This is a genomic window from Acidovorax sp. (assembly GCF_016783915.1).
Lineage (GTDB): Bacteria > Pseudomonadota > Gammaproteobacteria > Burkholderiales > Burkholderiaceae_C > Acidovorax.
In genome coordinates this window covers 13,648-39,449 of sequence record NZ_JADHVT010000002.1, presented here as the reverse complement: position 1 = coordinate 39,449, position 25,802 = coordinate 13,648, and the positions used below count along the sequence as shown (strand labels likewise).

Sequence of the window (25,802 nt, the reverse complement as noted above, 5' to 3'; positions counted from 1 at the left end):
GGAGCCCTCCATGAAACGCTTTTCCTTTGCCAGTCCCGTCTTCACCGCTGCCTTGCTGCTGGCCTGCACGGGCGCATCCGCACAAACTCCACCGCAGGACGCGCAGGCACGCTACGAGCAGGAGCGGGAAAAGTGCATGACCAACAACACCCAGGACAGCCTGGCCACCTGTCTGCGCGAGGCCAACAACGCACTGGACGCTTCGCGCAAGGGTGATCTGAGTAACCCTGGAGCCGCCGCCACCAACAACGCCACCCAGCGTTGCGCAGCGTTCCAGACGGCTGCCGACCAGGCGGATTGCATGCGCCGCGTGCAAAGCAGCCCGGCGAGTGGCTCGGTATCCGGCGGCGGCGTGCTGCGCGAATCGACCACGACCACCATCACCGTGCCTGCGCAACAGTAACCAGACCTCCAGTCAGGCCCGGTCTGTCACAGAGGCAGCAGCGCCGAGTCTTCGCGGCGGCCCGTGCGATCAGCCCAAGGCCACACGCATCGCGTCGATCACACCCCGGTAGTCCGGTTTGCCAAAGATGGCACTGCCTGCGACAAAGGTGTCTGCGCCCGCATCGGCCACACGGCGGATGTTGTCGGTCTTGATGCCGCCATCGACTTCCAGACGAATGTCCTTGCCAGAAGCATCAATGCGCTTGCGCACGGCTTCGATCTTGCGCAGCGCGGAGTCAATGAAGCTCTGGCCGCCAAAGCCGGGGTTCACGCTCATGATCAGGATGAGGTCGATGTCGTCGATCACCCAGTCCAGCACGTCCAGCGGCTCGGCCGGGTTGAACACCAGGCCCGGCTTGACGCCCTTGGACCGGATAGCCTGGATGCTACGGTGCACATGGCCCGAGGCATCGGGGTGGAAGCTGATGTAGTCAGCCCCCGCGTCTGCAAAGGCAGCGGCCAGGGCGTCCACGGGCTGGATCATCAGATGCACATCAATCGGCACGGCCACGCCCGTTGCCGTTTTGGCGTGAGGCTTCAAGGCCTGGCAGACCATGGGGCCAAAAGTCAGGTTGGGCACGTAATGGTTATCCATCACGTCAAAGTGGATCCAGTCGGCGCCAGCGGCAATGACATTGCCCACTTCCTCGCCCAGGCGGGCAAAGTCGGCGGAAAGGATGGAGGGGGCGATTCGGAATGTGCGGCTCATCCCCCGATTGTCGCAAAGCGCAGAACCACTGGGGTTTTGACGCCTGGGAGCCGCCCACACAAGGGGCGGCACGGTTACCATGCGGCCCATGCCAAAGTACCAGTTTGACGTGGAAGTACTGCCCGAATACCTGCCCGAGCAGTCTGCGCCGGACACGGGGGTGTTCAGCTTCTCCTACACCATCACCATCACCAACACGGGCGACAAGCCCGCCCAGTTGATCTCGCGCCACTGGATCATCAGCGACGCCCGCGGCCATACGGAAGAGGTCAAGGGCCTGGGCGTGGTGGGACAGCAACCCTTGCTCAAGCCGGGCGAGTCGTTCCAGTACACCAGTGGCTGCAGGCTGCGCACCTCCAGTGGCACCATGCATGGAACCTTCCATTGCGTGGCCGAAGACGGCGAGCCTTTCAACACCCCGGTGCCCTTGTTTGTGCTGGAGGCGATCAGCCACGGCCCGTCGGGTGAGCCCCTGAGCGGCCGGGTGCTGCATTGAAGAACCATTCCCACAGCCCCCACACCCACCCTTCCATGAGACCGCTATCCATCGGATGGGCTGCTTTTCCTATGGGGGCAGGCCACCTATGAAAAATTCCGCCGAGCCCAAAGACCTGGCCCACCTGCTGGCGGCGCTGGACCCTGCCGCCGACCTGGCCCATCGCCACCTGTGGCTCATCCACCTGCTGGACTGGGTGCGCGGCAAGCGTGATTCCGTGCCCGCCGCTGTGGGCCGGGTGCAGCTTTTCATCGATGCGGTCGCGGCGCGGCCCGATATCCAGCAGCGGCTGCAGGCCTGGTGGGCGACGCTGGTGGACCAGGTGGACATCACCACCTTGCTGGCGGACTTTGGCTTTGCCCCCCGCACTGCCCTGGTCAGCGAGGTGGCCGAGCGCCTGCGCACCAAGCTGCTGCCCGGCAGCCCCGAAACCATCGATGCCTCAGAGCTTTTCATGCTGGCACTGCCCAGCGCCTTTGATGCCCAATGGCTGACGGCACTGGACGAAGCCACGCTGAATCGGCTGGTGATGCTGCTGGCCCAGAACGGCACGGGCGAAAGCCCAGGCGGCGCCACGCGCTGGCACAAGGCCCTGCTTGACGCCATCACCTACTGCGCGGGGCAAATCCTCTCGACCGGCTTTGCGCCCGAGTTGCGGCTGCGCATGAGCGAGTCCGCGCGCGAGGCACAGCCCTTCCACGCACTCATCCGCGACGTGGAAAGCCTTCGTGTGGAAGTGCTGCACGCCCTGCGCACCCCCGACCGGCTGGACGCGTCCGCCCAGCGCCTGCGCGAACGCCTGGAGGCCTGCCGCGCGGCGGCGGCCACCGTGTATGCGCATTTCGAGGACAACGGCATTTCGGTGGGGCTGGTGTTCCGGCTGCGGCAGCTGCGCGAGCGCATCCTGCGAGTGCGGGTGCTGCTCGACTGCCTGCTGTCTGCACAGCCGGCCCTCACAGCGGCGCAGCTCATGGCGCAGCTGGTGATGGTGGGACAAGAGCGGCGCAGCCTGCGCGCGCTGCTGGCGTCCAACTCGTCGCTGCTGGCAGCCAAGGTGGCGGAGCGCAGCGCTGAAACAGGCGAGCACTACATCACCCGCACCAGCGCCGAATACCGCTCCATGCTGCGCAAGGCGGCCGGTGGCGGTGCGTTGATGGCCTTCACCACGCTGGCCAAATTTGGCCTGTATGCGCTGGCACTATCGGCCTTCTGGGGTGGTTTCATGGCAGGCATCAACTACGCCGTGAGCTTTGTGCTGATCCAGCTGCTGCACTTCACGGTGGCCACAAAACAACCAGCCATGACGGCGCCAGCCATGGCAGCCAAGCTCAAGGAGCTGGGCACCGGCGATGCCATCGAGTCGTTCGTGGACGAAATCACGCACCTGGTGCGCTCACAGGTTGCCGCCGTGCTGGGCAATGTGCTGGTGGTATTCCCGGCCGTGCTGGCGCTGGCCGCGCTGATTGCGCTGGCCACCGGCGGCCCGGCCATCAGCGAGAAACAGGCTGAGCATGTGTTCGAGTCCCTGCATTTGCTGGGGCCGTCGCTGTTCTTTGCCGCCTTCACCGGGGTGCTGCTGTTTGCGTCCAGCATCATCGCGGGCTGGACGGAGAACTGGTTTGTGCTGCACCGCATGGACTCGGCCCTGCACTACAACCCGAGCATCACCGGGCTATTGGGTACCGAGCGTGCCGCGCGCTGGGCACGGTTCCTGCGCGAGAACCTGTCGGGCTTTGCGGCGAATATCTCGCTAGGCTTCATGCTGGGCCTGGTGCCTGCGTTTGCTGCGTTCTTCGGTCTGGGGCTGGACGTGCGGCACGTCACGCTGTCTACAGGTCAGGTGGCGGCTGCCAGTGCCACGCTGGGCCTGCAGGTGCTGCAGTTACCCCCATTCTGGTGGGCGGTGGCCTCGCTCCCGTTCCTGGGCGCACTGAATGTGTCGGTGAGCTTTTACCTGGCCTTCAGCCTGGCGCTGCGTGCACAGAACGTGAGTGGCGTGGACCGATCGCACATCTATGCCGCCATCCGCGCCCGCCTGCGTACCGCGCCTCTGAGCTTTTTTGTGCCCGAGCGGCGGCCGCCGCTGGCGACAACCGCACAGGGCTGAGGCGAAACCGCCGCCTCTGTCCTACAAGGGTGGAGTGTGTCCCCCTGTAAATTCGAGGGCCCAACGCCCCAGCGCACCCCGTCCCAACTGCGGAGGGCCTGTGCGCCGGGGCCTCCACTCCAACGGGCAGCGCCCGTCTGACGCAGAGGTCCGATGACATGAATGAAATCCTGAGCTTTTGGGCGCAGTGGCTGCGCCCCTCGGCCGGGCTGCCCACGGTGCAATGGTCACTGCTGCTGGCGGTGGCCGCCATGGCAGGCTATCTCACCCAACGCCACACCGGCCTGCCCAAGGTGGTGGGCTATTCGCTGGTGGGTACAGCAGCGGGCCTGGCGGGCTTCAGCGGCGCTGTCTGGCCGCTGCAGGGCATTGGCCTGTTCCTTCTGGAGCTGGGCGTAGCCATTGTGCTGTTTGAATGCGGCGGCCGCATTCCGCTGCGCTGGTTCCGCCACAACCCCATGGTGCTGGTGCAGAGCATTGCTGAATCCGTGCTGACCTATTTCGCGGTGTACTGGGTGCTGGTGTGGCTGCAGCTGCCCACCCAGGCGGCAGGCCCACTGGCCCTGGTGGCGCTGGCGGCATCTCCTGCAGTGCTGACCCGTGTGGTGGCCGACACCCGTGCCGCCGGCCCGGTGACCGAACGCGCCATTGTGCTCACCACGCTCTCCACGCTGTATGCCCTGACGCTGGGCAGCGCCAAGGCAGAACTCATCAACCGCCAGAGCCTCACGGTGCTGGAGGCCGTGTCGCCCGTGGTGGTGGTGCTGGGCGTATCGATTGTGGTGGCCGCCGTACTGGCCCTGGTGCTGCGCATGGCGCTGCGCTTCATGAGCCCCACCAGCGAAAACACCTCCATGCTGTTTCTGGCCCTGGTGGCTGCAGGCACGGCGGTGGCGGCACACATGGGTGGCTCGGCACCGCTGGCCGCACTGCTGGGGGGCATGCTGCTCAAGCAGCTCAACCCCCGCCCCTGGGCCTGGCCACGGCAGCTGGGCAATGCATCGTCCCTGCTCACCATGCTGATGTTCGTGCTGGTGTCCACCGTGGCGGCGCAGGCCGACTGGAGTGCGCCGGTGGTCGGTGTGGTGCTGGCACTGATCGCCGTGCGCCTGCTGGCCAAGGCCACCGGTGTGGCGCTGGGCAATGTGGGCAGCGGCGCCAGCTGGAAGCAGGCGCTGTGGGTGGGCTGCGCGATGACGCCGATGTCGTCCATCGCCTTGCTGATTGCCTCGCAGTTCGTGCTCGCATCGCCTTCGACCGGCCATGTGATTGCCGGTGTGGCGCTTCCCGCCATCTTGCTGATGGAAGTGTTTGGTGCCGTCATTGCCACCGTGGCCATTTACCGTGCGGGCGAAAGCTCCAAACCCTGGGCGCCCCTGACCCGCAGCAACAACGGAGATTCCCCCCGTGAGTCTTGAAGCCTTTACCCATTCCGAGCCGCTGACGCTGGGCGTCGAGCTGGAGCTGCAGCTGGTCAACACCAACGACTACGACCTGGCCCCTTACGCCGAGGACATGCTGCGCCTCATGCAGAAAACCCCGCTGCCCGGCAGCGTGGTGCCCGAGATGACGAACAGCATGATCGAAATCTCCACCGGCATCTGCCACTCGGCCAGCGAGGTGCTGGGCCAGCTCACGCCCATCCGCGATGCGCTGGTCAAGAGTGCGGACAAGCTCAACATTGCCGTGGTGGGCGGGGGCACGCACCCGTTCCAGCAGTGGCACGAGCGCCGCATCTACGACAAGCCGCGCTTTCGCGAGCTGTCGGAGCTGTACGGCTACCTGTCCAAGCAGTTCACCATCTTCGGCCAGCATGTGCACATTGGCTGCCCGGACGCGAACGCCGCGCTGCTGATGCTGCACCGCATGAGCCGCTACATCCCGCACTTCATTGCGCTGTCGGCATCGAGCCCCTATGTGCAGGGCCAGGACACGGCCTTTGATTCGGCACGCCTGAACTCGGTGTTTGCCTTTCCGCTGTCCGGCAGGGCCCCGTTTGCGCTGACCTGGGACGATTTCACGACCTACTTCAACAAGATGACGCGCACCGGGGTGGTCAAGAGCATGAAGGACTTCTACTGGGACATCCGCCCCAAGCCCGAGTTCGGCACCATCGAGATCCGCGTGTTCGACACGCCGCTCACCATCGAGCGCGCCGCCGCCCTCGCGGGCTATGTGCAGTCGCTGGGCGCATGGTTCCTGGCCGACCAGCCTTTCATGCCTGAAGAAGACGACTACCTCGTGTACACCTACAACCGCTTCCAGGCCTGCCGTTTTGGCATGGACGCGGTGTACGTAGACCCGGCCACGGGCGACCACATGCCGCTGCGCGAGCACATCCTGCGCACCATGGACAAGATCGCCGGGCACGCGGCCGTGCAGGGGGCATCGAGCGCCATGCACATGCTGCGCACCGAGGTCGAGGCGGGCCAGAACGACGCCCGCTGGCTGCGCCAGCGCCAGAGCGAAGAGCAGTTGCTGGCCGAGGTAAGCCGCCAGGCGGCGCAGCGTTTTCGCGGCGCGGCGGCCTAGGGAGCCCCGCGCGCGCTTGCCACCTCACCCCGCCAGCGCCAGCTTGCGCGCCTGCTGCGTGCGCCCGCCATAGCCCCAGTCGCTGGCGGGCAGCTCCCGCACCACCACATAGCTGGCCGTAGCCAGCACGCCGTCACCGGCCAGTTGGCGCTGCAGCTCAGCGAACGCGGCAGCGATGAAGGCGACCTTCTCCTCCTCGGTGTTTGTGCCCTCGGTGATGCTGATCTCCAGCAAGGCCGTCGGCTGTGCCACGGGGGCACCACCAATGTGCCAACGCGCGCCGGGCAGGTCGTCAATGATCACAGCAGTCACCTCGCGACGTTTGCGCAACAGCTGGGCCGTGAGGTCGGTGAGTGCGCTGGCCAGCGCCTGGTAGCGCTCGGGGTTTTGCAGCGGAGACAGTTTCAGAACAAGGGTTGGCATGGTGTGGGGGCCTCCGGAGTGGCTTGGGTCGTGGGCGCGGACGGGGTCCGCAGTGAGTGGAAAACCCGGCGGCTCATGCGCACAATCCCCCGCACCACCCAGGCTTGGGCTTCACGAATCGCCTCCTGACGCAACTGCACGGCGTGGCGCTGGGCCGCGTCGCGCAGACGCTGATAGTCGTCGGGGTACAGGTGGGGGGCCATGGCATTCCTTTCAGGGTGAGGCCACTGTAGGCAGCACAGCGCACAGCGGAAACCGCAGCCCATGCAAGACTGTTTTGCGCCGGGCGCAAAGCCCCGCCGTTACCATCGCCCGATGCGCGACATCCGCTTTGAAGACATGCACCTGTTCGCCCGCGTGGCCGACCTGGGTTCGCTGTCGGCCGTGGCCCGCGAGCGCGATGCGCCTGTGAGCCAGGTCTCGCGCACCCTGGCGCGCATCGAGAAAGCCTGTGGCGCGCGGCTGCTGCACCGCACCACCCATGGCCTCACGCTCACGGCCGAGGGGCAGACGTTTCTGGACTACTGCCGCCGCATCACCAGTACGCTTGACGAGCTGGAGGGCGAGTTCGCCCAACAAAGCGGCCAGCCCAGCGGCTGGGTGCGCGTGGCGTCCAGTTCGGTGGTGGCCGAACACTTGCTGATCCCCAGCTTTGACAGCCTGCAGCAAAAACACCCGCAACTGCGCGTGGAACTGGTGGTGGACGACCGCATGGCCGACATGGCACGTGATGGCATCGACATTGCCATCCGCACCGGCCCGCCGCAGACCGACACCGTGGTGGCGCGCCCGCTGGGCACGCTGGCCCGCGCCCTGTACGCCACACCCGGCTACCTGCAGACGCACGGCGTGCCACGGCACATCGACGATCTGCGCCAGCACCGGCTCATCACCAACAGCGCGGTGGCGTTTCTGAACCACTGGCCTTTCCAGATCGATGACGAACCCCACGTGCTGGTGGCCGAGGGCCAATGGCGCTCGGGCAGCACGGCCATCACCGCGCGGCTGGCGCTGCAGGGCCTGGGCATTGCGCGCCTGGCCACGGTGGTGGCGGAGCCCCTGGTGCGCCAGGGCCTGCTGACCGCGGTGCTGGCCAACTGCGTGGACCCGCAGCCCAGCACCATTCACGCGATCACCCTCACCCGCAGGCACCGGCTGCCCAAGATCCAGGCCTGCATCGACCACTGGGCGGCGTGGTTTTCTCAGACAGAAAGCAATACCTGATGCCTTTGACCTTTTTGACCTTTTTTTCTTGGATCACCAGGCAGCGCCATGGGTGAGTTCGACCTGATCGCCCGCTACTTCACGCGCCCCGTTCGCAAGGCTGCACTGGGTGTGGGCGACGACTGCGCGCTGCTGGCGCCCACCCCCGGCATGCAACTGGCCATCTCCAGCGACATGCTGGTGGAGGGCCGCCACTTCTTTGCCGACGTGGACCCCGAAGCCCTGGGCCACAAGGCGCTGGCCGTGAACCTGTCGGACCTGGCGGCGTGTGGTGCCAAACCGCTCGCGTTCACCCTGGCCCTGTCGCTGCCTCGGGTCGATGAGGCCTGGCTGGCAGGCTTCTCGCGCGGGCTGCTGGCGCTGGCCGATGCCCACGGCTGCGAGCTGGTGGGCGGCGACACCACGCAAGGCCCGCTCAACATCTGCATCACCGTGTTTGGCGAGGTACCCACCGGCCAGGCCCTGCTGCGCAGCCGCGCACAGCCCGGCGACGACATCTATGTGAGTGGCACGCTGGGCGACGCCCGGCTGGCGCTGGAGGCGCTGCTCGGCCACATCGCCCTGCCCGCCGAGGTGCTGGCCCGCGCCCGCCAGCGGCTGGAGCGCCCCACCCCGCGCGTGGCCCTGGGCCTGGCCTTGCGCGGCGTGGCCACCAGCGCCATGGATGTGAGCGACGGACTGCTGGGCGACCTGTCGCACATCCTCCAGGCCTCGGGGGCAGGGGCCTGTATCGACACCTCCAAAACTATACTTTTGATAGCAGAAGAGGCATATTTGACTAGCGCAACCGGCCCATTGGACCCTGAACTGGTCCACCAATGCACCTTGGCGGGCGGTGACGACTACGAGCTGGCCTTCACCGCCCCGCCCGCGCGGCGTGACGCGGTGGCCGCCTCGGCGCAGGCAAGCGGTACGCCCGTCACCCGCATTGGTACCGTGCTGGCTGAGCCAGGCCTGAAGCTGGTGGACGCGCAGGGGCAGGCGGTGGAGAACCGTTACGCCTCGTTCGACCATTTCCGGTGAAGGGTGGTGGCAGGAAAATTTTTTTGCAACCCATGAATCCTTTTGCGCAACCAGCCGCTCTTGGTAGGGAAGGCGCCCTGTGCCGGCGCCTTCATTTCCCCACCAAGGAGTTTTTCACCATGCTGTACCGCAAGAACATCACCCGCCCCGAAAGCCTGCTGCGCGTTGCAGGGGGCGTCGCCCTCATCGCTGCAGGCCTGTGGTGGATGTCCGCATCGCCCCTGGGCCTGGCATTGGCCTCCTCGGGCGTTGGCAGCATCCTGAGCGGCGCCTTTGGCTACTGCCCCGCCTGTGCCATGGTGGGCCGCAAGCCTGTCGAGTGACCGCCCATGGCCACCACCCACCCAGCCCCCACCGTGGCCCAGCTGCTGCCCGCCGCACGCAGCGGTGACGCGGCCGCCATGGAGCAGCTGCTGCGCCTCACCCGTCCCGACATCCGCCGCTATGCGCTGCGCCACTGCGCCGCCACCACAGCGACGGACGACGTGGTGCAGGAGGCGCTCATCATCGTGTACCGCCGCGTGGGCGCGCTGCGCGAGGTGGCTGCGTTCGGCGGGTGGGTGGTGCGCATCGTGCAGCGGCTGTGCATGCAGCCCATGCTGGCCTGGCTCAAGGGCGAGCCGCTGGCACAGGTGGAAGACAACCTCGCCTGGTCGCACCGCCCCGACCACGAACTGCGCCATGACCTGGCCCTCGCCATCGACTCGCTGCCACCCCTGTACCGCGAGGCCCTGCTGATGCGCGACTTCGAGGAGTTGACCATCGAGGAGATGGCGCAGCGGCTGGGTGTGACGCGCGAGGCGGCCAAAAGCCGCCTGCACCGCGCGCGGGCCCTGGTGCGGGAGTACCTGGCACCCACGGACGGCACCGGCACCACATAGCGCTGCGGCGCGGAGAACCCGCCTCAGCGCATCTGGAACAGCTCCTGGTGAAAGCGCGCAGGCGAGCGCCCCAGCTGCTCCATGCCTTGGCGCACCACCTCGGCAAAACCCTGCGGCCCGCAGAACCACACACTCGCCGCCTGGCTGGTGCCCGCCAGCAGCGCTATGGGAGTCACGGGCCCTGCATCGTCGCTGTAGTGGATCTCCAGCGTCACGCTGGGCAAGCGGGCACACAGTGCAGCCATGCGCTCGGCAAACACGGCCTCGCCCGCATGGCGCACACAGTAGTGCAGGTGCACCCGGGGCGCCAGCGCGGGCGTGGACTGCATCGACTCCAGCCAGGCCATGAACGGCGTGGCGCCAATGCCTGCGGCGACCCACACCTGCTCGGTGGCGCTGTCGCTGCGAAAGTCAAAGCAGCCATACGGCCCCTCGATGCTCACCTGCTGCCCGGGACGGACATGCAGGGGCAACTGGCTCGTGTGGTCGCCCAGCGCCTTGATCGCAAACCGCAGCACGCCGTCGCCCTGGTCGGCATTGAGCAGGGTGAAGGGGTGCGCCCCCTCGGCACGGCCAAAGGTGACAAACGCAAACTGACCGGCCGCATGCTTCCAGCCACTGGCGGGGCTGACCTGGCAGATCACTTCCAGCACCCCAGCCCCTTGGGGCGACACGCTCACCACACGGGCTGCATGGCGGCGGCGGCGCCCGATGGCCCCGGCCAGCGAGCGTACGGCGCACAGCACCCCCACCAGCGTGCACAGGCCCACCAGCACACCCGCAGGCTGCGGCCACCAAGCAGGCGGCGTGAGCACTACAGCATGGAAGGCCAGCACCAGGTACACCACGGCCAGCAGCTTGTGCAGGTAGCGCCACACGTGGTACGGAAACCGCTGCCACAGCGTGATGACCAGCATGGCCGCGAGGAACCACACCGCCCATTCCCCCATCTCCTCGGCCAGGTGGCGGAAGGTGTTCAGCCACCAGTCTGCGCGCGGCGTGCGCACCGGGCGGCCCACCCAGTCGGCCAGCAGGCTGCGCGAGAGTTGCAGCCCGTAGTGCGCCAACCCCAGCACAATCGCGCCAATGCCCGCCCACTTGTGCAGGCGGTAGCTCTTATCCAGGCCGTCCAGCGGCTTTTCCAGCCACGCGGGCCGCACGGCCAGCACCATGATCAGCGACATGAGTGCCCAGGCCGATACCCCGGTGAGCAGAATCAGCTGGTTGCGCCACCACCAGACATCGGCCCACGCGGGCGGGGCAGGCTGGGGCACGATCAAAGCCAACATCCACACGCCGATGGCCACCGCCAAAGTGCCTCCCAAAACCTTCTTCCACATCACCAGTCCCAACCATTTGTTGCAATGCAGCAAATATAGAAACCTGCGATGAACGCCACCTGAACGGCGTGTGAAGCAGCGGCAAAGCGCGGCAGCTTGTGGCCGGAGGTTGATCTGCATCAGCCCGCTGCGCGGGAACCGACCTCCCCGCAATCAAGTCCGCACAAAACGCGCGAGCGGCCTGCGCGGCGTGGCAGGCACCTCGCCCTGCGGGTAGCCCATGCGGCAGAACATCTGCACGGTGGGCTCCTGGGGCGTGCGCGGCGCGGGCCGCCCCAGCAACAGCTGGTGCACGCGCTCGAAGTGCGGGGCCATTTCGGCAAACTCCTGCACCGCCTGGCTCATGGGGTGCATGCCCACACCCAGCGCCGTGGCCTGCAACTGCTGGCGCACATACAGGCGCCCGGTACGGATCTGGTCGCTGCGGGTGTTGGGGCCGGTGATCCACACAAAACCCATGGCCGTGCGGCTATGGCCCTCAAAACGCCCCATGGCGCTTTTGTAGGCGGAGCTGCCTTCGGCCGGGGGCTGCGTGCGGTCGAACATGCCCAAAGCGTCCACGGCGCGCACAAAGGGCGAGTTGATCGAGATGCCGTCGCGGTGCTGCAGGATTTCGCCTGGCCCCACGCGGGTGAGCTGGATGCTTTCCATCATGGTGCGCGGCGTGAGCAGCTCTACCCGGGCAGATTCCCAGCACAGCGTGCGCAGCGCGGGCAACTGGTCAGCGCTGACGGTGCCGCCCACGCGCAGCGGGGCTTCAGCCGGGGCGCTGCCCAGCAACTGGGCCAGCACCCCGGGCGCGATGGCCCGGGTGGTATCGAAATCCGTCTTGGGCGTGCGGCGCAGCAGCACCTGCGCAAACAGCGGGTCGGGCTGGCCACCCGGCTGGAGGGTGATGCGCGCCACGGGACGGTCGTCCCAGTCCTTCAGGGCCCCAGGCATCTCGCCCTGTGGCCACAGCAACACCTCGCTGGCCACGCCTTGCTGAGCCAGCGCCATCACCAGCAGCTCCAGAAAGGCGCCATGGCCGATCAGGATCTGGCGCCCCCACGGATCCGTCTGTGGCAGCACCCGCGCAGGGTCAGTGCGCAGGGTGATGACACCGCTCTCGCGCAAGTCCACCAGCCAGGGCTGTAAGTTGTGCGAATTGGGTGCGGTGATGGCATAGGCCACGGCACGGCGGCGCAGGTCGGTCTCGCCCACCGGACCTTTCCAGGCCTCCACCGCCTCGGCGGGATAGTGCGAGCCCACGGCACCACAGGCGACCAGCGTGCCCGCAGTAGCGGCGGCGATGGTGCCACCCCCTGCCAAACGGATGAAGTTGCGACGGTTCATGAGAATGCTCCGGTGATTCAAAAGGTGATGCGGTCAGGCCAGCGCGGCGCGGGGCAAACGGGTGGACACCAGCCCCAAATCGACCAGCGCCTGGCGCACGGCCTGATCGAAGGGGGTGTGGAGCTCGTCGCCGATGAGCGCGCGCAGGCGGGTGTTGTCCAGACGGTGGGGCGTGCGCCACAGATAGCGCATGTCCGCCAGCGCAGCGAACGTGGGTGCCACCAGCCCCATCACGCGCAGCAGCGGCCACGGTAGCTGGCCCACCCGCAGCGCGCCCGCATCGGGCAACCAGCCCTGCTCTGCTGCAATGGCCGTGAAGCTGTGCAGCCACTGCTGCGCGGTAACGTGGTGTCCAGCGAAATGCAGGCACTCGAACGCGGCCAGCCGTTCACGCGCTTGCGCCACGCGCACGAAGGTGCGGGCCAGGTCGGGCAGATAGGCCCAGGGCGTGGCCACGTCCAGCGGGCCGGGCCAGGTGATACGGCCCCGGGGCAAGTCCTTGGCAATGGCCTGGTCGATCCAGCTGCCCGTGCCGGTGCCAAAAAAATCCCCGGCGCGCAACACCACAGCACGCATCTCGCCCTGTCGCGTGGCGGCCTGCAGGTGCTGCTCCAGCTGCACCCGCATGCGGCCCTTGAAACCGGTGGCGGCCTGGGATGTGTCTTCGCGCAGTACGGGCGGCATGGCTTCGCCAAAGTTGTAGACGTTGCCCGGCAGCATCAGCGTGGCGCGCAGCTGGCGGGTGACGGCGATGGCCGCCTCCATCAGCACCGGGGCCTGCTCGCGCCAGGCCTTGTGGGTGTAGGCAGGGTTGAGCGCATGCACCACCACCTGCGCGCCCTGTGCCTGGGCCGCCAGCGCGGCGGTGTCTTCCACTGCCACCGGCATCCACCACACGCCAGGAATGGCGGGCAATGCAGCGCTCTGCGCACTGGAACGCACCTGGGCCAGCACCTGCCAGCCCGCCTGCGCAAATGCCCGGGCGGCCGCCAGGCCCAGGCGGCCCCGTGCACCCAGAATCAGAACGGTGGACGGGTGGTCCGTGGAGGGTCGAGAAAAGGGATGGGGGGTCATGCCAGGGCTCCATTCACAAGGGATGAAGCGATTGTGAAAACGCAGACCCGGTTACACAATTGGCTAAGCATTCATAACAGCAATGCAAATATGAATACCTCCAATTACCCCACGGCCACGCCATTGCGGGCACGCTATCGCCATGAATCAAACTTTTGACTGGAGCCTGGTGCAGTCTTTCCTGGCCGCGCTGGACCAAGGCAGCCTGTTGGGCGCAGCCCGTGTGCTCAATGCCAGCCAGCCCACCATCGGCCGCCATATCGCAGAACTGGAGTCGCAACTGGGCGTGGTGCTGTTCGAGCGCACCGGGCGCGGCCTGCTGCCCACTGCCACAGCGCTGCGACTGGCCGACTCGGCGCGCACCATGGAGGCCGGAGCGCACCAGCTCGCGCGCAGCGTGTCGGGCGCCGAGGAGGGCGTGAGCGGTACGGTGCGCATCACCGCCAGCCAGCCTGTGGCCTGCGTGCTGCTGCCCCCGGTGCTGGCGCACATGCGCCTGGCGCTGCCCGAGGTGCAGGTGGAGCTGGTGGCCAGCAACCAGGTCACCAACCTGCTGCGCCGCGAGGCCGACATTGCGCTGCGCATGGTGCGCCCCGACCAGGCCAGCCTGGTGGCCAAGCGCATCGGCGCGGTGACCCTGGGCGCCTACGCCCACCGCGACTACCTGCGCCGCAAGGGCACACCCCGCCAACCGCCCGACCTGCTGCAGCACGAGCTGGTGGGCAACGACCGGCACGAAGACATCCTGCAAGGCTTTGCCGCCATGGGCTATCCGGTGGAACGCGGGCACTTCGCGTTCCGCACCGACGACCTCATGGCCTACTGGGAGGCTGTGCGCGCAGGGCTGGGCATTGGCTTTGTGGGCAACTACCTGGCCCGCACCGACCCGAACGTGGTGGCCGTGCTGCCCATGCTGCCCCTGCCCGATCTGCCCATCTGGCTCACGGTGCACCGCGAGATCCGCACCAGCCGCAAGATCCGGGCGGTGTATGACTTTTTGGCGGCGGAGGTGCCTCTGGTGCTGTGAACCACCAGCGGCTCACTGCCTGGCTGCTAGCATCCCAGTCCCTTTGTCCATTGCGCCCAAGGAGCCCCATGCGCCCCGTGAGCCCCCCATCCCCTTTCCTTCGCCTTCCAGCCCGCCCCGCCCTGCAGGCACTGGGCCTGGCCGTCCTGGCCCCGCTGTCTGTGGCCGCCCAGGCCCAAGACACCTCCCGCATCGCCCGCGTCACCGTCTACCCCGGCAGCGCCACGGCAGAGCGCGTGGCCAAGGTGGCCTCTGGCGCGCGCAGCCTCACGCTGGCCTGCCTGCCCGCGTCGCTGGATGTGCAAAGCCTGCAGATCCACGCCGACCCCGCCGTGCGCGTGGGCGAGTTCAATGTGCTCACCGAGGACCGCGATGTGGCGGCAGGCTGCGCCAGTCCGCGGGACGGCCGCATCCGAGAGCTGGAGGACCAGATCGCAGGCGTGAAGGCCGAGGCCTCGGCCCTGCAGCTGGTGGATGGCTATCTGCGCAGCGTGGCGCAAACCGGCGCGGGCCCGGAGTCGGCAGCGCCTGCCACTTCCGCCCCCCGTGCTGCCACACCGACGCCCGCACAGATCACCGCCACTGCCGAGGTCCTGCGCAAATCCGGGCAGGACAGCTTTGCACGCGCGCACCAGCTCCAGCGCAAGCAGGAGGCACTGGAACTGTCCCTCAAGCCGCTCGTGGCAGAGCGCGACCGCGTGGCCAGCCAGCGTGCGCGGGTGGTGTCAGTCACCATCAACCTGGCTACCGAGCGCGAGGCTGAGCTGCGCCTGTCCTACCAGGTGCGCGGCCCCGGCTGGCAGCCCAGCTACCGCGCCACGCTGGATGCGAACAAATCCACGGTGCTGATCGAACGCCAGGCGCTGGTGGCCCAGAACAGCGGCGAAGACTGGGGCAATGTGCAGCTGACCCTGTCCACCGGCCAGCCGGGCCGCGCCACTCAAGGGCAACTGCCCCGCCCCTGGTGGCTGAACGTGGCACCGCCCCCGCAGGCCTCGCCCGCGCCGGCCATGGCGATGGCGCCTGCGCCCGCACCGGCCATTGCGTCCCTGTCCCGGTCCCGCAATGCCGCCGAGGAAGCCATGCCCACGTTTGAAGTGAGCGCCCTCGACAAAGGGTTTGCCACCGAGTTCGCCGTGCCGCAGCGCATCACCGTGCCCTCCAGCGGCCAGCGCGTGACGCTGGCGCTGGGCAATCACAGCGCCCCCGCCACGCTGGTCACGCGCACAGCACCGGCCATGGAAGAAGCCGCCTACCTGGTTGCCCACATTGCCCAGCCGCCCGGCGTGTGGCCTGCGGGCGCGGCGGGCCTGTACCGCGACGGCGCTTTTGTGGGCAACGGCCGCATCGACTTTGGCGCGCCCAGTGCGGGCGCACCAGCCGGCAGCACCAGCCTGTCATTTGGCCGCGATGAACTGGTCACCGTGCGGGCCGAGCCCGTGCAGGACCTGACGGGCAGCAGCGGTTTTACCGGCTCGCGCGTGGAGCGCAAGACGCGCCGGGCCTACAGCGTGGAGAACCGCCACAAGACGGCCATCACGCTGCAGGTGCTGCATGCCGCACCAGTGTCGCGCAACGAAAAGATCGAGGTCGAATCGCGCTACCAGCCCCAGCCGTCGGACACAGCCTGGAACCGCACGCCCGGCACCGTGTCCTGGCAGCAGACTTTGGCAGCCGGGGCCAGCGCACAGTTCAGTGCCGAGCACACCATCCGCTACCCCAAGGACGTGGAGCTGATCGAACGCCAGTGACCTTGGCAACACGGTGACTGGCCCTCCAAAGACCCCGCGCAACGGCGTGTCGGTCACAATCCGCCCCAGCGATCACATTGGTGCCACCAAGCCCCCAGGAGCCCGCCGCCATGAGTTACCAACACCTCCTTGTTGCCGTTGACGGCAGCCCCACCGCTGACCACGCTGTGAACGAAGCCACGGGCCTGGCCAAGGCAACGGGTGGACGCATTCGCCTGCTGAACGTGATGGACCCTTTGGCCCACATCAGCGGTTTTGAGCGGCCCGAGGTTTACAGCCAGGAGGTGCTGCCCCGCCTGCGCCAGGCGGGCGAGGCGTTGCTGCGCCGCGCCCAAGAGCGCGTGGCGCAAAGCGGTGTGCCGGTGGACACGGTGCTGATCGAAAACCTGGATGCCCGGGTGGCTGACCTGGTGGTGGAACACGCGCGGGCCTGGGGCGCCGACCTGATCGTGCTGGGCACCCACGGGCGCCGTGGCCTGGCGCGCGTGCTGATGGGCAGCGATGCCGAGCAGATTGCCCGCACCGCCACCGTGCCCGTGCTGCTGGTGCGCCTGCCCGCCGGGGCAGACGGCAGCTCCGCCAGTACCTGACCCTTTTTCTTCAGTGCCATGACCGTTTCCGAGCCCCAGCCACCCCTTGCACCCTTGCGCCCCAGCGTGCGCTTCATGCTGTCCCACCCGGCCCACTTCATGGCGCTAGGCTTTGGCGCGGGCCTGGCCCCCAAGGCGCCGGGCACCGTGGGTACGCTGTGGGCATGGCTGGCCTACCTGGTGCTGCAGCAGTGGCTGAACCAGCGGCACATGGGCCTGCTGATCGCTGCCAGCACCGTGGTGGGCTGGTGGGCTTGCACTACCACGGCGCGCCACATGCGCGTGGCCGACCCCGGCAGCATCGTGTGGGACGAGGTGGTGGCCTTCTGGCTGGTGCTGTGGCTGGCCATGCCCATGGGGCTGTGGGGGCAGGTGGTGGCCTTTGGGCTGTTCCGCTTTTTTGATGCTGCCAAACCCGGCCCGGTGGGCTGGGCTGACAGTCTGTTCAAGGGCTTTGGCTGGCGCGGCGGCTGGGGTATCTTGTGGGACGACTTTGTGGCAGCCTTCTGTACCCTGCTGGTCATCGCACTGTGGAGGTTCTGATGGCATCCAATTCACTATCAAAAAGTGAGCTGCTAGCGCAAGAATTACAAGCGCTTGAGGCCAATTTGACGCAAATATCGCTGCGTTTGCTGGCCCGCCGCCACATGCTGACCACTGCCGAGAGCTGCACCGGCGGCATGATCGCAGCCGCCTGCACCGACCGGTCGGGCTCCAGCCAGTGGTTCGAGCGCGGCTTTGTGACCTATTCCAACGAGGCCAAGGCCGAGATGCTGGGGGTGCCCCCCGGCCTGATCGAGCAGCACGGCGCGGTCAGCGAGCCTGTGGCGCGCGCCATGGCCGACGGGGCGCTGGCCCACTCGCGCGCGCAGGTCAGCCTGGCCGTGACCGGCGTCGCGGGCCCCACGGGCGGCACCGAGGCCAAACCGGTGGGCATGGTGTGGTTTGCCTGGTGCGTGGGCGGCGAAACCCACAGCGAGATGCAGCACTTTGCGGGTGACCGTGCTGCAGTCCGCACGGCCACGCTGCGGTACGCGCTGAAGCGGCTGCTGAGCCTGCTGCCTGCCTGACTGACCCAGCCGGCAAGGCGCCCTGCCCCGGCATGGGCGGCGGCTGTCGTCCACAAGACAGGGCTTCACCCGCCCCTTGCCACAACATATGGCCATGACAACGACATCTCCCTGGTTTGACGGCTTCACCACCCAGCGCATCACCACTTCGGGCGCTGAAATTTTTGTGCGCACTGGGGGCGCCGTGGGGGCCCCGCCGCTGCTCTTGTTGCACGGCTTTCCGCAGACCCACGCCCTCTGGCACCGCGTGGCGCAGCAACTGGCGCGCGACTACTTTCTGGTGATGCCCGATTTGCGTGGCTATGGCGACTCATCGCACGCCCCCGGTCTGCCCGACCACAGCAACTACAGCAAACGCGCCATGGCGCAAGACATGGCCGAGGTGATGACCGCGCTGGGCCATGACCACTTCTACCTGTGCGGCCACGACCGGGGCGGCCGCGTGGCCCACCGCCTGGCGCTGGACCACGCCGCGCGCGTGAAGAAGCTCTGCGTGATCGACATCGCGCCCACGCTCGACATGTACGCGCGCACCGACATGGACTTTGCGCGCGCCTACTACCACTGGTTCCACCTGATCCAGCCCGCCCCGCTGCCCGAAACCATGATCGGCGGCAACGCCCGCGCCTACCTGCACGCCAAGCTGGGCGGCTGGGGCAGCGCGGGCCTGGTCCACATCGAGCCCCAGGCCCTGGCCGACTACGAACGCTGCTTTTGCGCGCCCGAGGCCATCCACACTGCGTGCGAGGACTACCGCGCCAGCGCGGGCATCGACCTCACCCACGACCGCGAAAGCCGCGCGCGCAACGAGAAGATCGCGTGCGACACCCTGGTGATCTGGGGTGAGCACGGCGTGGTGCACCGGCTTTTCGATCCACTGGCGCTGTGGCAGGCGCAATGTGCGGGCGTGGTGACGGGCTTGGCCGTGCCAGCGGGGCACTTTATCCCCGAGCAACTGCCCGGCGAAACAGCCGATGCGCTGCGCAGCTTCATGCGCTGAGCGGGCCTGCGCCGGACGCCAAACCAGGGTCGCCCCGGCGGCATGTGGTGTGTGTGCCCCGGTGTAGCATGGGCGCCCTTGAGGAGGAGACCCCATGCACCCCAACGCCCAGACCCTGCAACGCTTCTACACCGCCTTCGCGCAGCTCGACCACGCCACCATGGCGGCCTGCTATGCACCCAACGCCACGTTTGACGACGAGGCCTTTTCGCTCAAGGGCCGCAACGAGGTGGCCGGCATGTGGCGCATGCTGTGCACCGCCACCAAAAAGCCCGGCGCCGCAGAGCACTGGAAGCTGGAATTCAGCGGCATCGATGCCAATGCCACAGGCGGCAAGGCCCACTGGGAGGCCCACTACCTCTTCAGCGCCACGGGGCGCAAGGTGCACAACATCATCGACGGCACCTTCACCTTCACGCCTGACGGGCTGATTGCCACACACCGCGACCGCTTCAACTTCTGGCGCTGGGCGCGGCAGGCGCTGGGTGCGCCGGGGTTGTTGCTGGGCTGGTCGCCCTCGCTCAAGCGCAAGGTGCGGAGTACGGCGGCGGGCAATCTGAAGAAGTTTCTGGCGCAGGGGTGAAGCGAGGGTTGTCGGGCGCCGTGCGCGCCATGGCGCTATGGCAACACAGACAGAACAAAGCATCTAGCGTTTTAGCTCACGGCCAGGCGCTGACATTGGTGCAGGTGAGCTGCCAAGTGACGTACCCGATATTGACGATAGTTGCTCTGGTTTTTCTTATGGCGCTGCCCGTGTGGATCGCGTCACATGTTTATGTGGTGATACGCGCAAGGACACTTGTGGGCTACTTCGAACTGCGTGAACGAGGGCGGGGGGAGAGACGGTGGCGCGCGTGTCTTTCTTTGCTTGGAACGTAGCCATCGCGTGTATCACCGTTTTTCTTTTGGCCTCGTTCGGTGACTTGGTTCTTGCTTGTTGCACAAAATAGGCGCAGCGGCTGCAACGGACCTGAAGCGCCCCATCACCTCACTCGACAAATGATAGGCAGCCACCGACACTGAACATCAGCCACATCTGCAGCGGCAGCAGAAAAATTTCAGGCCAAATTGATATTTAGCGCTTAAATCATAAGCACCAGACGCTATCAAATCAGTAGCAAATACTACTCAAGCCCCATGGCACTTCTTGTACTTCTTGCCACTACCGCAGTGGCAAGGGTCGTTGCGCCCAGGCTCGGGCGCCTTGCGCACGGTCTCCACGCGCGGGCCCATGCTCTTCCACAGCTGGCGTAGGTCGTACACGGCCCAGATGGCTTCGCCGAAGGCTTCGACACGTGCCTGGCTGGTGCTGGGGGGGCCGTCTTCGTCGTACATGCAGACTTCGGGCTTGCCGGTGTCGTCTTCGGTCAGGGCGACGATGCGGTCCAGCGCGTCGTCCAGCCACTTGGCGGCTTCCTTGTCGCGCGGGGCGGCCCAGTCCTCGGGCCAGTTTTCGACCGCAAACATGAACCCGAGGGCCCAGACCTGGCCAAAGGACGGGATCTCCTGTCCTTCCATTTCAGCACGCTCTGCCTCGGGCAGGCTGGCCACGGCGCCGCGCATGTCCATGGCTTCGGGCTGGAAGGTGCGGTCGTCGTCCAGCGTCTTCACATCGGTGTCGAGCTGGGTGGTGATCTCGGCCCAGCGGCGGTCCCACAGCTCCAGGAAACGCGCCTGCTGGGCGGCATCAGCAAACGCAGGCAGCACGGGCAGCGGAGCGCCTTCGGCCACATCCAGTTCGGCACCGTCGCCCAGCAGCATGGGCAGGTATTCGGCCGGGGCGATGGGGCGGCGGCTGCAGATCAGCGCAGTCATGAAGCCGTCGCAGAACTCCCACTGCGGGATTTCCTCGCCGCGCGCACGCAGGTCGTCGAGGATGTTGTCGATCTCTTCCAGCTCGTCCGGGCCCAGCGCGGCGGCCGGGGCTGTGGTGGGGTCGAGATCGTCGGTGGCGGGGGTGGGCGATGTGGGTTCGGTCATGAGGGACTCCGGTCGTCAAGCGAGAAAGTGGGGGCGGTAAAGCAAATTTTTACTTTTATGATGCGCAGGCCTTGTGCCACGGCGCGGGTGCAGCGGCGGCAAAGCGGCCGGGGGGTGGAGCCGGGCCCGCAAGAACGCCGTGAGCCACATTGCAACCCGACAAAAAGGCGGCCAGTGTAGCCCCCTCGCACCGATCCTCCCCAACCAGGACATCCGATGATCCACCAACTGAACTCCCTGTACCCGGTGCGCTACACGGCCTTTGCGCTGTGCGTTTTCGGGCTGCTGCTGTCGCTGTTTGCGCTGGTGGCGTTTGGCGTGGGGCTGCCGGTGGTGCTGGTGTTTGTCGCCCTGGTAGCCCTGGGTGTGTACGACCTGCAGCAGTCGCGCCACGCCATTTTGCGCAACTACCCGGTCATCGGCCACATCCGCTTCATGCTCGAGTATGTGCGGCCCGAGGTGCGCCAATATTTCATCGAGAGCGACAGCGAGGCCGCGCCGTTCTCGCGTGCGCAGCGCTCGCTGGTCTACCAGCGCGCCAAAGGCGACCCGGACAACCGCCCGTTTGGCACCCACCTGGACGTGGGTGCACAAGGTTATGAATGGGTGAACCATTCGCTCGCGCCCACACAGCTGCCGTCGCACGACTTTCGCGTGTGGATCGGAGGCAGCCCCGATGCGCCGTCGCCGTCTGTGGCGCCCTGCACCCAGCCCTACCACGCGAGCGTGTTCAACATCTCGGCCATGAGCTTTGGTGCGCTGTCGGCCAATGCGATCCTGGCTTTGAACCAGGGTGCAAAAAAAGGCAGCTTCGCGCACGACACGGGCGAGGGCAGTATCAGCCAGCACCACCGGGTGCATGGCGGCGACTTGATCTGGGAAATCGGCTCGGGCTACTTTGGCTGCCGCAACCCCGATGGCAGCTTCAGCGAAGAGCGTTTTGCGGCCAGCGCCACCGACTCGCAGGTCAAGATGATCGAGCTCAAGCTCAGCCAGGGCGCCAAGCCCGGCCACGGCGGCGTGCTGCCCGGCGCCAAGGTGACGGCCGAGATCGCGGCTGCGCGCGGAGTGAAGGCAGGCGAAGCCTGCATCTCGCCCGCCAGCCACAGTGCGTTCAGCAACCCGGTAGAGATGATGCAGTTCATCGCCAAATTGCGCACGCTGTCGGGCGGCAAGCCCACGGGCTTCAAGTTCTGCCTGGGCCACCCGTGGGAGTGGTTTGCCATCGTCAAGGCCATGCTGGTCACCGGCATCACGCCCGACTTCATCGTGGTCGATGGTGCCGAGGGCGGCACGGGCGCTGCGCCCGTGGAGTTCACCGACCACGTGGGCGCACCGCTGCAAGAGGGTCTGCTCTTGGTGCACAACACGCTGGTGGGCGTGAATCTGCGCGACCGCGTGCGGCTGGGCTGCGCGGGCAAGGTCATCAGCGCCTTTGACATCGCGCGCATGATGGCGCTGGGAGCCGACTGGTGCAACGCGGGGCGCGGCTTCATGATGGCGCTGGGCTGCATCCAGGCGCAAAGCTGCCACACCGGCCACTGTCCCACAGGCGTGACCACGCAAGACCCGCTGCGCCAGCAGGCCCTGGTGGTGCCCGACAAAGCCACGCGCGTGGCGCAGTTTCACCGCAGCACATTACACGCGCTGCAAGAGCTGGTGCAGGCCGCCGGGCTGCGCCACCCCAAGGACATCACGGCCCACCACATCGTGCGCCGCATCAGCGACACAGAGGTGCGCCTGCTGTCCAACCTCATCACCCGCATGCAACCCGGCGCACTGCTGGGCCCGCTGGATGCGCAGCACAACGTATTCCGCCTGTACTGGCCCCTGGCCAGCGCCCACAGCTTTCAGGCCAGCGAGCCTGCGCTGGAGCCTTCCGTGCCACACCATGTGGAAATGGTCCACGCCGCGGCTGCAGGCACCGCTGCCGTGGTGGCCGGGGACGCAGCCGTATGACGATGGACACCACGCCGCGCACTATCGACTACAGCGCCTTCTTACAGCAGCAGCTGGCCACGCAGCCCCACAACGTGATGGCCCATGTGCTGGGCGATGAACAGATCTGGATCAAGCGCGCAGGCGCGCCCCACGGCATGGGCCGCTACCGCGCCATGGCCGTTCTGGCGGGCCTGCTGCGGCTGGAAGTGCTGCGCCCCGTGCCTAACCCGGGCGGCCCGGTGGCCATTGCCACCGAAGTGCGGCGCCTGCAGGACCTGGCCGCGCGCGGTGTGCACGTGCCCGAGGTCCTGGCCGTGCAGGAAAACGGCTTTGCCATGCGCCACCTGGGTCGTGTGGGCGAAGAGGCCCACTCACTGGGCAATGCGATCGAGCGGACCCTGCGTGCCGACAACCCAGCCGCCGTGCTGACGCTGTGGCAGCAGGGAATGGACGCGCTGCTCCACGTACACCACCAGGGTACTTGCCTGAGCCAGGCGTTTGCACGCAACATGGTGCGCGACCCCAGCGGCGAGGTGGTCTGCATCGACTTTGAAGACGACCCGGCCGCCGTACTGCCACTGCCCCTGTGCCATGTGCGCGATGCGCTGTGCTACGCGCACTCCACTGCCATTTTTCTGCAACAGAGCGGCAGCCTCCCCGAGGCGCGTGAGCGCTGGGCGGCATGGGTGGCACGGGGCAGTGCGGAGATGCAGGCGGTGCTGGCCACCAGCATTCGCAGGATGGGATGGATACGGCACCTGCCCGCCAGCCGCAGGCTGGGGCGGGATTTACAGCGGGTGCGCGCGGCGTATGACTTGCTGAGCGGGTAAAAACGCTGCTGCGCCCGATGCGGACAGGTAACCAGTGGATGAACGGAGCGACAAGCGCGGCCGTCCTTGGCTAGCTGCCGTCTTTCGCTGACAGCGCTGCAGCCTGTTCAACCGCTATGGTGCAGGCTGAGCCTCCCTCCCGCCCTTGTTCCATCTCTTCATGCCCCTGCCTGCCGCTGCCCCCGACCCTGCGCCTTTGCCCCCCGCAACGGACAATCTCAGCCGCCAACGCCCGCCCACCCTGTCGCGTGCTGCCTGGAATCAGTTCATGGGCGTGGCACGCCCCTACTGGGCGGGAGACAAAAAAGGGACCGCCTGGGGTCTGATGGCGCTGCTGATCGCTCTCATGGTGTGTGAGACCCAGCTGGCCGTCATGCTCATCGACAAGACGGGGGAGATGACGTCGGCCCTGGCCGCCAAGCAGGCCGACCGCTTCTGGGCCGCGGTGATCACCAGCCTGGTGGTGCTGGGGTTTGCGGTGCCTGTGTACGCTATCTACTACTACATGCGCGACGCGTTCTCCAACCACTGGCGGCGCTGGTTGACGCACCGCTTCCTGGATGGTTACCTGAGCGAGCGCAAGTACTACGAGATCGGTGCAGGTGGCGACATCGACAACCCCGACCAGCGCATCAGCGAAGACATCAACACTTTCACCAGCCGGTCCACGCACTTCTTGCTGGTCTTCATCAGCTCGCTGATGCAGCTGGTGGCATTTAGCGCGGTGCTGTGGTCAATCTCCAGGACGCTGGTGGCGTTTTTGGCTGTGTATGCCCTGCTGGGAACGTTCGGGGCGCTTTACTGGTTTGGCGCGCCGCTGATACGGCTGAACTTCTGGCAAATCCGCCGCGAGGCGGACTTCCGCTTTGGACTGATGCGGCTGCGCGAAAACGCCGAATCCATCGCCTTCTACCGGGGCGAAGCCCAGGAGCGCGTGCAGATCGATCACCGGTTTGAGGCCGTTTTCACCAACTTCGCCCGGCTCATCAAAAAGCAGCTTTCCCTGAACCTGTACCAGCGCTCTTTCAGTCAGCTCACCTTGATCCTGCCCAGCATCATCCTGGCCAACGCGGTGCTCTCAGGCGAACTGGAGGTGGGGCGGGCCATCCAGGCCGCAGGCGCCTTTGCGGCCGTGCTGGGCGCCATCTCGCTGATCGTGGACAACTTTGAGAGCCTGAGCCGGTTTGTGGCAGGCATTGACCGACTGCATACCCTGTCTCAGGTAGTGCTCAAAACCCCTGCCGCCCCTACCCCGTGGGCCGAGCCAGGCACAACAGCGGGCAAGACTGCGGACGTCGCACCGGTGCCCGCAATATCCACCGAGCCTCTCAAACCCTCGCCGCAAATCATCACGCGCATCGGCGACACACTGGTTATCGAAGGACTCTCGCTGTACACCCCCCAGTTTGGCCGCCTGCTCGTGGCGGACCTCTCGCTGCAGTTGCAGCCCGGCGATGCGCTGCTCATCACCGGCCCGAGCGGCTGCGGCAAAAGCTCGCTCTTGCGCGCCATTGCCGGCCTGTGGCGCACGGGCAGCGGCACCGTACAGCACCCGCCGCTGGGGGACATGTTCTTCCTGCCCCAGCGCCCCTACATGCAGATCGACACGCTGCGCAGCCAGATCATCTACCCGAGCAAGCAGACCACGCTGAGCGACGAACGGCTGCTGGAGCTGCTGCAGGAGGTGCACCTCGAATCCCTGGCCGAGCGTGTGGGCGGGCTCAACGCGTCCCACGACTGGGAGAAACTGTTGTCCGTGGGCGAGCAGCAGCGCCTGGCCTTTGCCCGCGTGCTGGCGCGCCAGCCCAGCATCGTCATCCTGGATGAAGCCACCAGCGCGCTGGACAGCGCCAACGAGACCGCCCTCTACGAACGCCTGCGCGCCAGCGGCACCACCCTGATCAGCATCGCCCACCGCCCCGCCGTGCTCAAACACCACACGCGCGTGTTGGAATTCAAGGGCGAAGGGGCTTGGGAGCTGCATGCGGCAGCGGATTTCAGGTTTGATCGCTGAGCGCAGCAGGC

At 66.9% G+C, this 25,802-nt stretch carries 25 protein-coding genes; 19 read left to right on the top strand and 6 right to left on the bottom strand.

Annotated features, from left to right (window positions below; all coding sequences use genetic code 11):
- The first annotated feature begins 10 nt into the window (after positions 1-10).
- Positions 11-403, top strand: coding sequence for a hypothetical protein (locus tag ISS20_RS00815; protein ID WP_291432780.1), 393 nt, complete (start codon positions 11-13; stop codon positions 401-403).
- Positions 404-472: 69 nt separating this feature from the next.
- On the opposite strand, the gene rpe is transcribed toward ISS20_RS00815, so the two are convergent.
- Positions 473-1,153 carry a ribulose-phosphate 3-epimerase gene (rpe, locus tag ISS20_RS00810; RefSeq protein WP_291432779.1) on the bottom strand — a complete coding sequence of 227 codons (681 nt, stop codon included), beginning with the start codon at positions 1,151-1,153 and terminating at the stop codon, positions 473-475.
- A gap of 88 nt (positions 1,154-1,241) precedes the next feature.
- On the opposite strand from rpe, the gene apaG reads away from it, so the two are divergent.
- The 4 genes from apaG to ISS20_RS00790 all read left to right on the top strand — a co-directional run bounded on the left by apaG (position 1,242) and on the right by ISS20_RS00790 (position 6,288).
- Positions 1,242-1,649, top strand: coding sequence for a Co2+/Mg2+ efflux protein ApaG (apaG, locus tag ISS20_RS00805; RefSeq protein ID WP_291432778.1), 408 nt, complete (start codon positions 1,242-1,244; stop codon positions 1,647-1,649).
- 88 nt (positions 1,650-1,737) lie between these two features.
- Positions 1,738-3,756: a site-specific recombinase gene (locus tag ISS20_RS00800; RefSeq protein ID WP_291432777.1), complete on the top strand. Its 2,019-nt coding sequence runs from the start codon at positions 1,738-1,740 to the stop codon at positions 3,754-3,756.
- A 158-nt stretch (positions 3,757-3,914) separates the two neighbouring features.
- Positions 3,915-5,174 carry a cation:proton antiporter gene (locus ISS20_RS00795; protein ID WP_291432776.1) on the top strand — a complete coding sequence of 420 codons (1,260 nt, stop codon included), beginning with the start codon at positions 3,915-3,917 and terminating at the stop codon, positions 5,172-5,174.
- The gene (locus ISS20_RS00790) at positions 5,164-6,288 is read left to right on the top strand and encodes a YbdK family carboxylate-amine ligase (protein ID WP_291432775.1); all 1,125 of its coding nucleotides are present in this window, start codon (positions 5,164-5,166) and stop codon (positions 6,286-6,288) included. Before ISS20_RS00795 ends, ISS20_RS00790 begins: the two co-directional genes overlap by 11 nt.
- Before the next feature lie 24 nt (positions 6,289-6,312).
- Here ISS20_RS00790 and ISS20_RS00785 read toward each other — a convergent pair whose 3' ends face one another.
- Positions 6,313-6,711: a 4-oxalocrotonate tautomerase gene (locus ISS20_RS00785; RefSeq protein ID WP_291432774.1), complete on the bottom strand. Its 399-nt coding sequence runs from the start codon at positions 6,709-6,711 to the stop codon at positions 6,313-6,315.
- A 315-nt stretch (positions 6,712-7,026) separates the two neighbouring features.
- Between ISS20_RS00785 and ISS20_RS00780 the strand changes: the two genes are divergently transcribed.
- From ISS20_RS00780 to ISS20_RS00765, 4 genes are all read left to right on the top strand, one after another.
- The gene (locus tag ISS20_RS00780) at positions 7,027-7,935 is read left to right on the top strand and encodes a LysR family transcriptional regulator (protein WP_291432773.1); all 909 of its coding nucleotides are present in this window, start codon (positions 7,027-7,029) and stop codon (positions 7,933-7,935) included.
- A 48-nt stretch (positions 7,936-7,983) separates the two neighbouring features.
- The gene (thiL, locus tag ISS20_RS00775; RefSeq protein ID WP_291432772.1) at positions 7,984-8,958 is read left to right on the top strand and encodes a thiamine-phosphate kinase; all 975 of its coding nucleotides are present in this window, start codon (positions 7,984-7,986) and stop codon (positions 8,956-8,958) included.
- Between the two features lie 119 nt (positions 8,959-9,077).
- Positions 9,078-9,281 carry a DUF2892 domain-containing protein gene (locus tag ISS20_RS00770; protein WP_291432771.1) on the top strand — a complete coding sequence of 68 codons (204 nt, stop codon included), beginning with the start codon at positions 9,078-9,080 and terminating at the stop codon, positions 9,279-9,281.
- Between the two features lie 6 nt (positions 9,282-9,287).
- Positions 9,288-9,839 (top strand): RNA polymerase sigma factor, encoded by a 552-nt coding sequence (locus ISS20_RS00765; protein WP_291432770.1) that lies wholly within the window; start codon positions 9,288-9,290, stop codon positions 9,837-9,839.
- A gap of 23 nt (positions 9,840-9,862) precedes the next feature.
- On the opposite strand, the gene ISS20_RS00760 is transcribed toward ISS20_RS00765, so the two are convergent.
- The 3 genes from ISS20_RS00760 to ISS20_RS00750 form a co-directional block, all read right to left on the bottom strand.
- Entirely contained in the window at positions 9,863-11,179 is a 1,317-nt protein-coding gene (locus tag ISS20_RS00760; RefSeq protein WP_291432769.1) for a ferric reductase-like transmembrane domain-containing protein, read from the bottom strand.
- A gap of 153 nt (positions 11,180-11,332) precedes the next feature.
- Positions 11,333-12,514, bottom strand: a complete 1,182-nt coding sequence (locus ISS20_RS00755) for a twin-arginine translocation pathway signal protein (protein ID WP_291432768.1) — start codon at positions 12,512-12,514, stop codon at positions 11,333-11,335.
- A gap of 33 nt (positions 12,515-12,547) precedes the next feature.
- The gene (locus ISS20_RS00750) at positions 12,548-13,588 is read right to left on the bottom strand and encodes an NAD-dependent epimerase/dehydratase family protein (protein ID WP_291432767.1); all 1,041 of its coding nucleotides are present in this window, start codon (positions 13,586-13,588) and stop codon (positions 12,548-12,550) included.
- A gap of 142 nt (positions 13,589-13,730) precedes the next feature.
- Between ISS20_RS00750 and ISS20_RS00745 the strand changes: the two genes are divergently transcribed.
- The 7 genes from ISS20_RS00745 to ISS20_RS00715 all read left to right on the top strand — a co-directional run bounded on the left by ISS20_RS00745 (position 13,731) and on the right by ISS20_RS00715 (position 19,609).
- Entirely contained in the window at positions 13,731-14,615 is an 885-nt protein-coding gene (locus ISS20_RS00745; RefSeq protein WP_291432766.1) for a LysR family transcriptional regulator, read from the top strand.
- 68 nt (positions 14,616-14,683) lie between these two features.
- Entirely contained in the window at positions 14,684-16,366 is a 1,683-nt protein-coding gene (locus ISS20_RS00740; protein WP_291432765.1) for a DUF4139 domain-containing protein, read from the top strand.
- A 110-nt stretch (positions 16,367-16,476) separates the two neighbouring features.
- A complete protein-coding gene (locus tag ISS20_RS00735) occupies positions 16,477-16,956 on the top strand; it encodes a universal stress protein (protein ID WP_291432764.1) in 480 nt (159 codons plus the stop codon).
- An 18-nt stretch (positions 16,957-16,974) separates the two neighbouring features.
- On the top strand, positions 16,975-17,499 hold the full coding sequence (locus tag ISS20_RS00730) for a phosphatidylglycerophosphatase A (RefSeq protein WP_291432763.1): 525 nt from the start codon (positions 16,975-16,977) through the stop codon (positions 17,497-17,499).
- The gene (locus tag ISS20_RS00725) at positions 17,499-18,026 is read left to right on the top strand and encodes a CinA family protein (RefSeq protein ID WP_291432762.1); all 528 of its coding nucleotides are present in this window, start codon (positions 17,499-17,501) and stop codon (positions 18,024-18,026) included. The genes ISS20_RS00730 and ISS20_RS00725 overlap by 1 nt, the downstream gene beginning before the upstream one ends.
- A 94-nt stretch (positions 18,027-18,120) precedes the next feature.
- Entirely contained in the window at positions 18,121-19,026 is a 906-nt protein-coding gene (locus ISS20_RS00720) for an alpha/beta hydrolase (protein ID WP_291432761.1), read from the top strand.
- 94 nt (positions 19,027-19,120) lie between these two features.
- On the top strand, positions 19,121-19,609 hold the full coding sequence (locus ISS20_RS00715) for a nuclear transport factor 2 family protein (RefSeq protein ID WP_291432760.1): 489 nt from the start codon (positions 19,121-19,123) through the stop codon (positions 19,607-19,609).
- 545 nt (positions 19,610-20,154) lie between these two features.
- On the opposite strand, the gene ISS20_RS00710 is transcribed toward ISS20_RS00715, so the two are convergent.
- On the bottom strand, positions 20,155-21,006 hold the full coding sequence (locus ISS20_RS00710; RefSeq protein ID WP_291432759.1) for a UPF0149 family protein: 852 nt from the start codon (positions 21,004-21,006) through the stop codon (positions 20,155-20,157).
- A 216-nt stretch (positions 21,007-21,222) separates the two neighbouring features.
- Here ISS20_RS00710 and ISS20_RS00705 point away from each other — a divergent pair, with 216 nt between their 5' ends.
- The 3 genes from ISS20_RS00705 to ISS20_RS00695 all read left to right on the top strand — a co-directional run bounded on the left by ISS20_RS00705 (position 21,223) and on the right by ISS20_RS00695 (position 25,791).
- Positions 21,223-22,965 carry an FMN-binding glutamate synthase family protein gene (locus ISS20_RS00705; protein ID WP_291432758.1) on the top strand — a complete coding sequence of 581 codons (1,743 nt, stop codon included), beginning with the start codon at positions 21,223-21,225 and terminating at the stop codon, positions 22,963-22,965.
- Positions 22,962-23,777 (top strand): hypothetical protein, encoded by an 816-nt coding sequence (locus ISS20_RS00700; RefSeq protein WP_291432757.1) that lies wholly within the window; start codon positions 22,962-22,964, stop codon positions 23,775-23,777. Before ISS20_RS00705 ends, ISS20_RS00700 begins: the two co-directional genes overlap by 4 nt.
- Positions 23,778-24,045: 268 nt before the next feature.
- Positions 24,046-25,791, top strand: coding sequence for an ABC transporter ATP-binding protein/permease (locus ISS20_RS00695; protein ID WP_291432935.1), 1,746 nt, complete (start codon positions 24,046-24,048; stop codon positions 25,789-25,791).
- Positions 25,792-25,802: the final 11 nt, after the last annotated feature.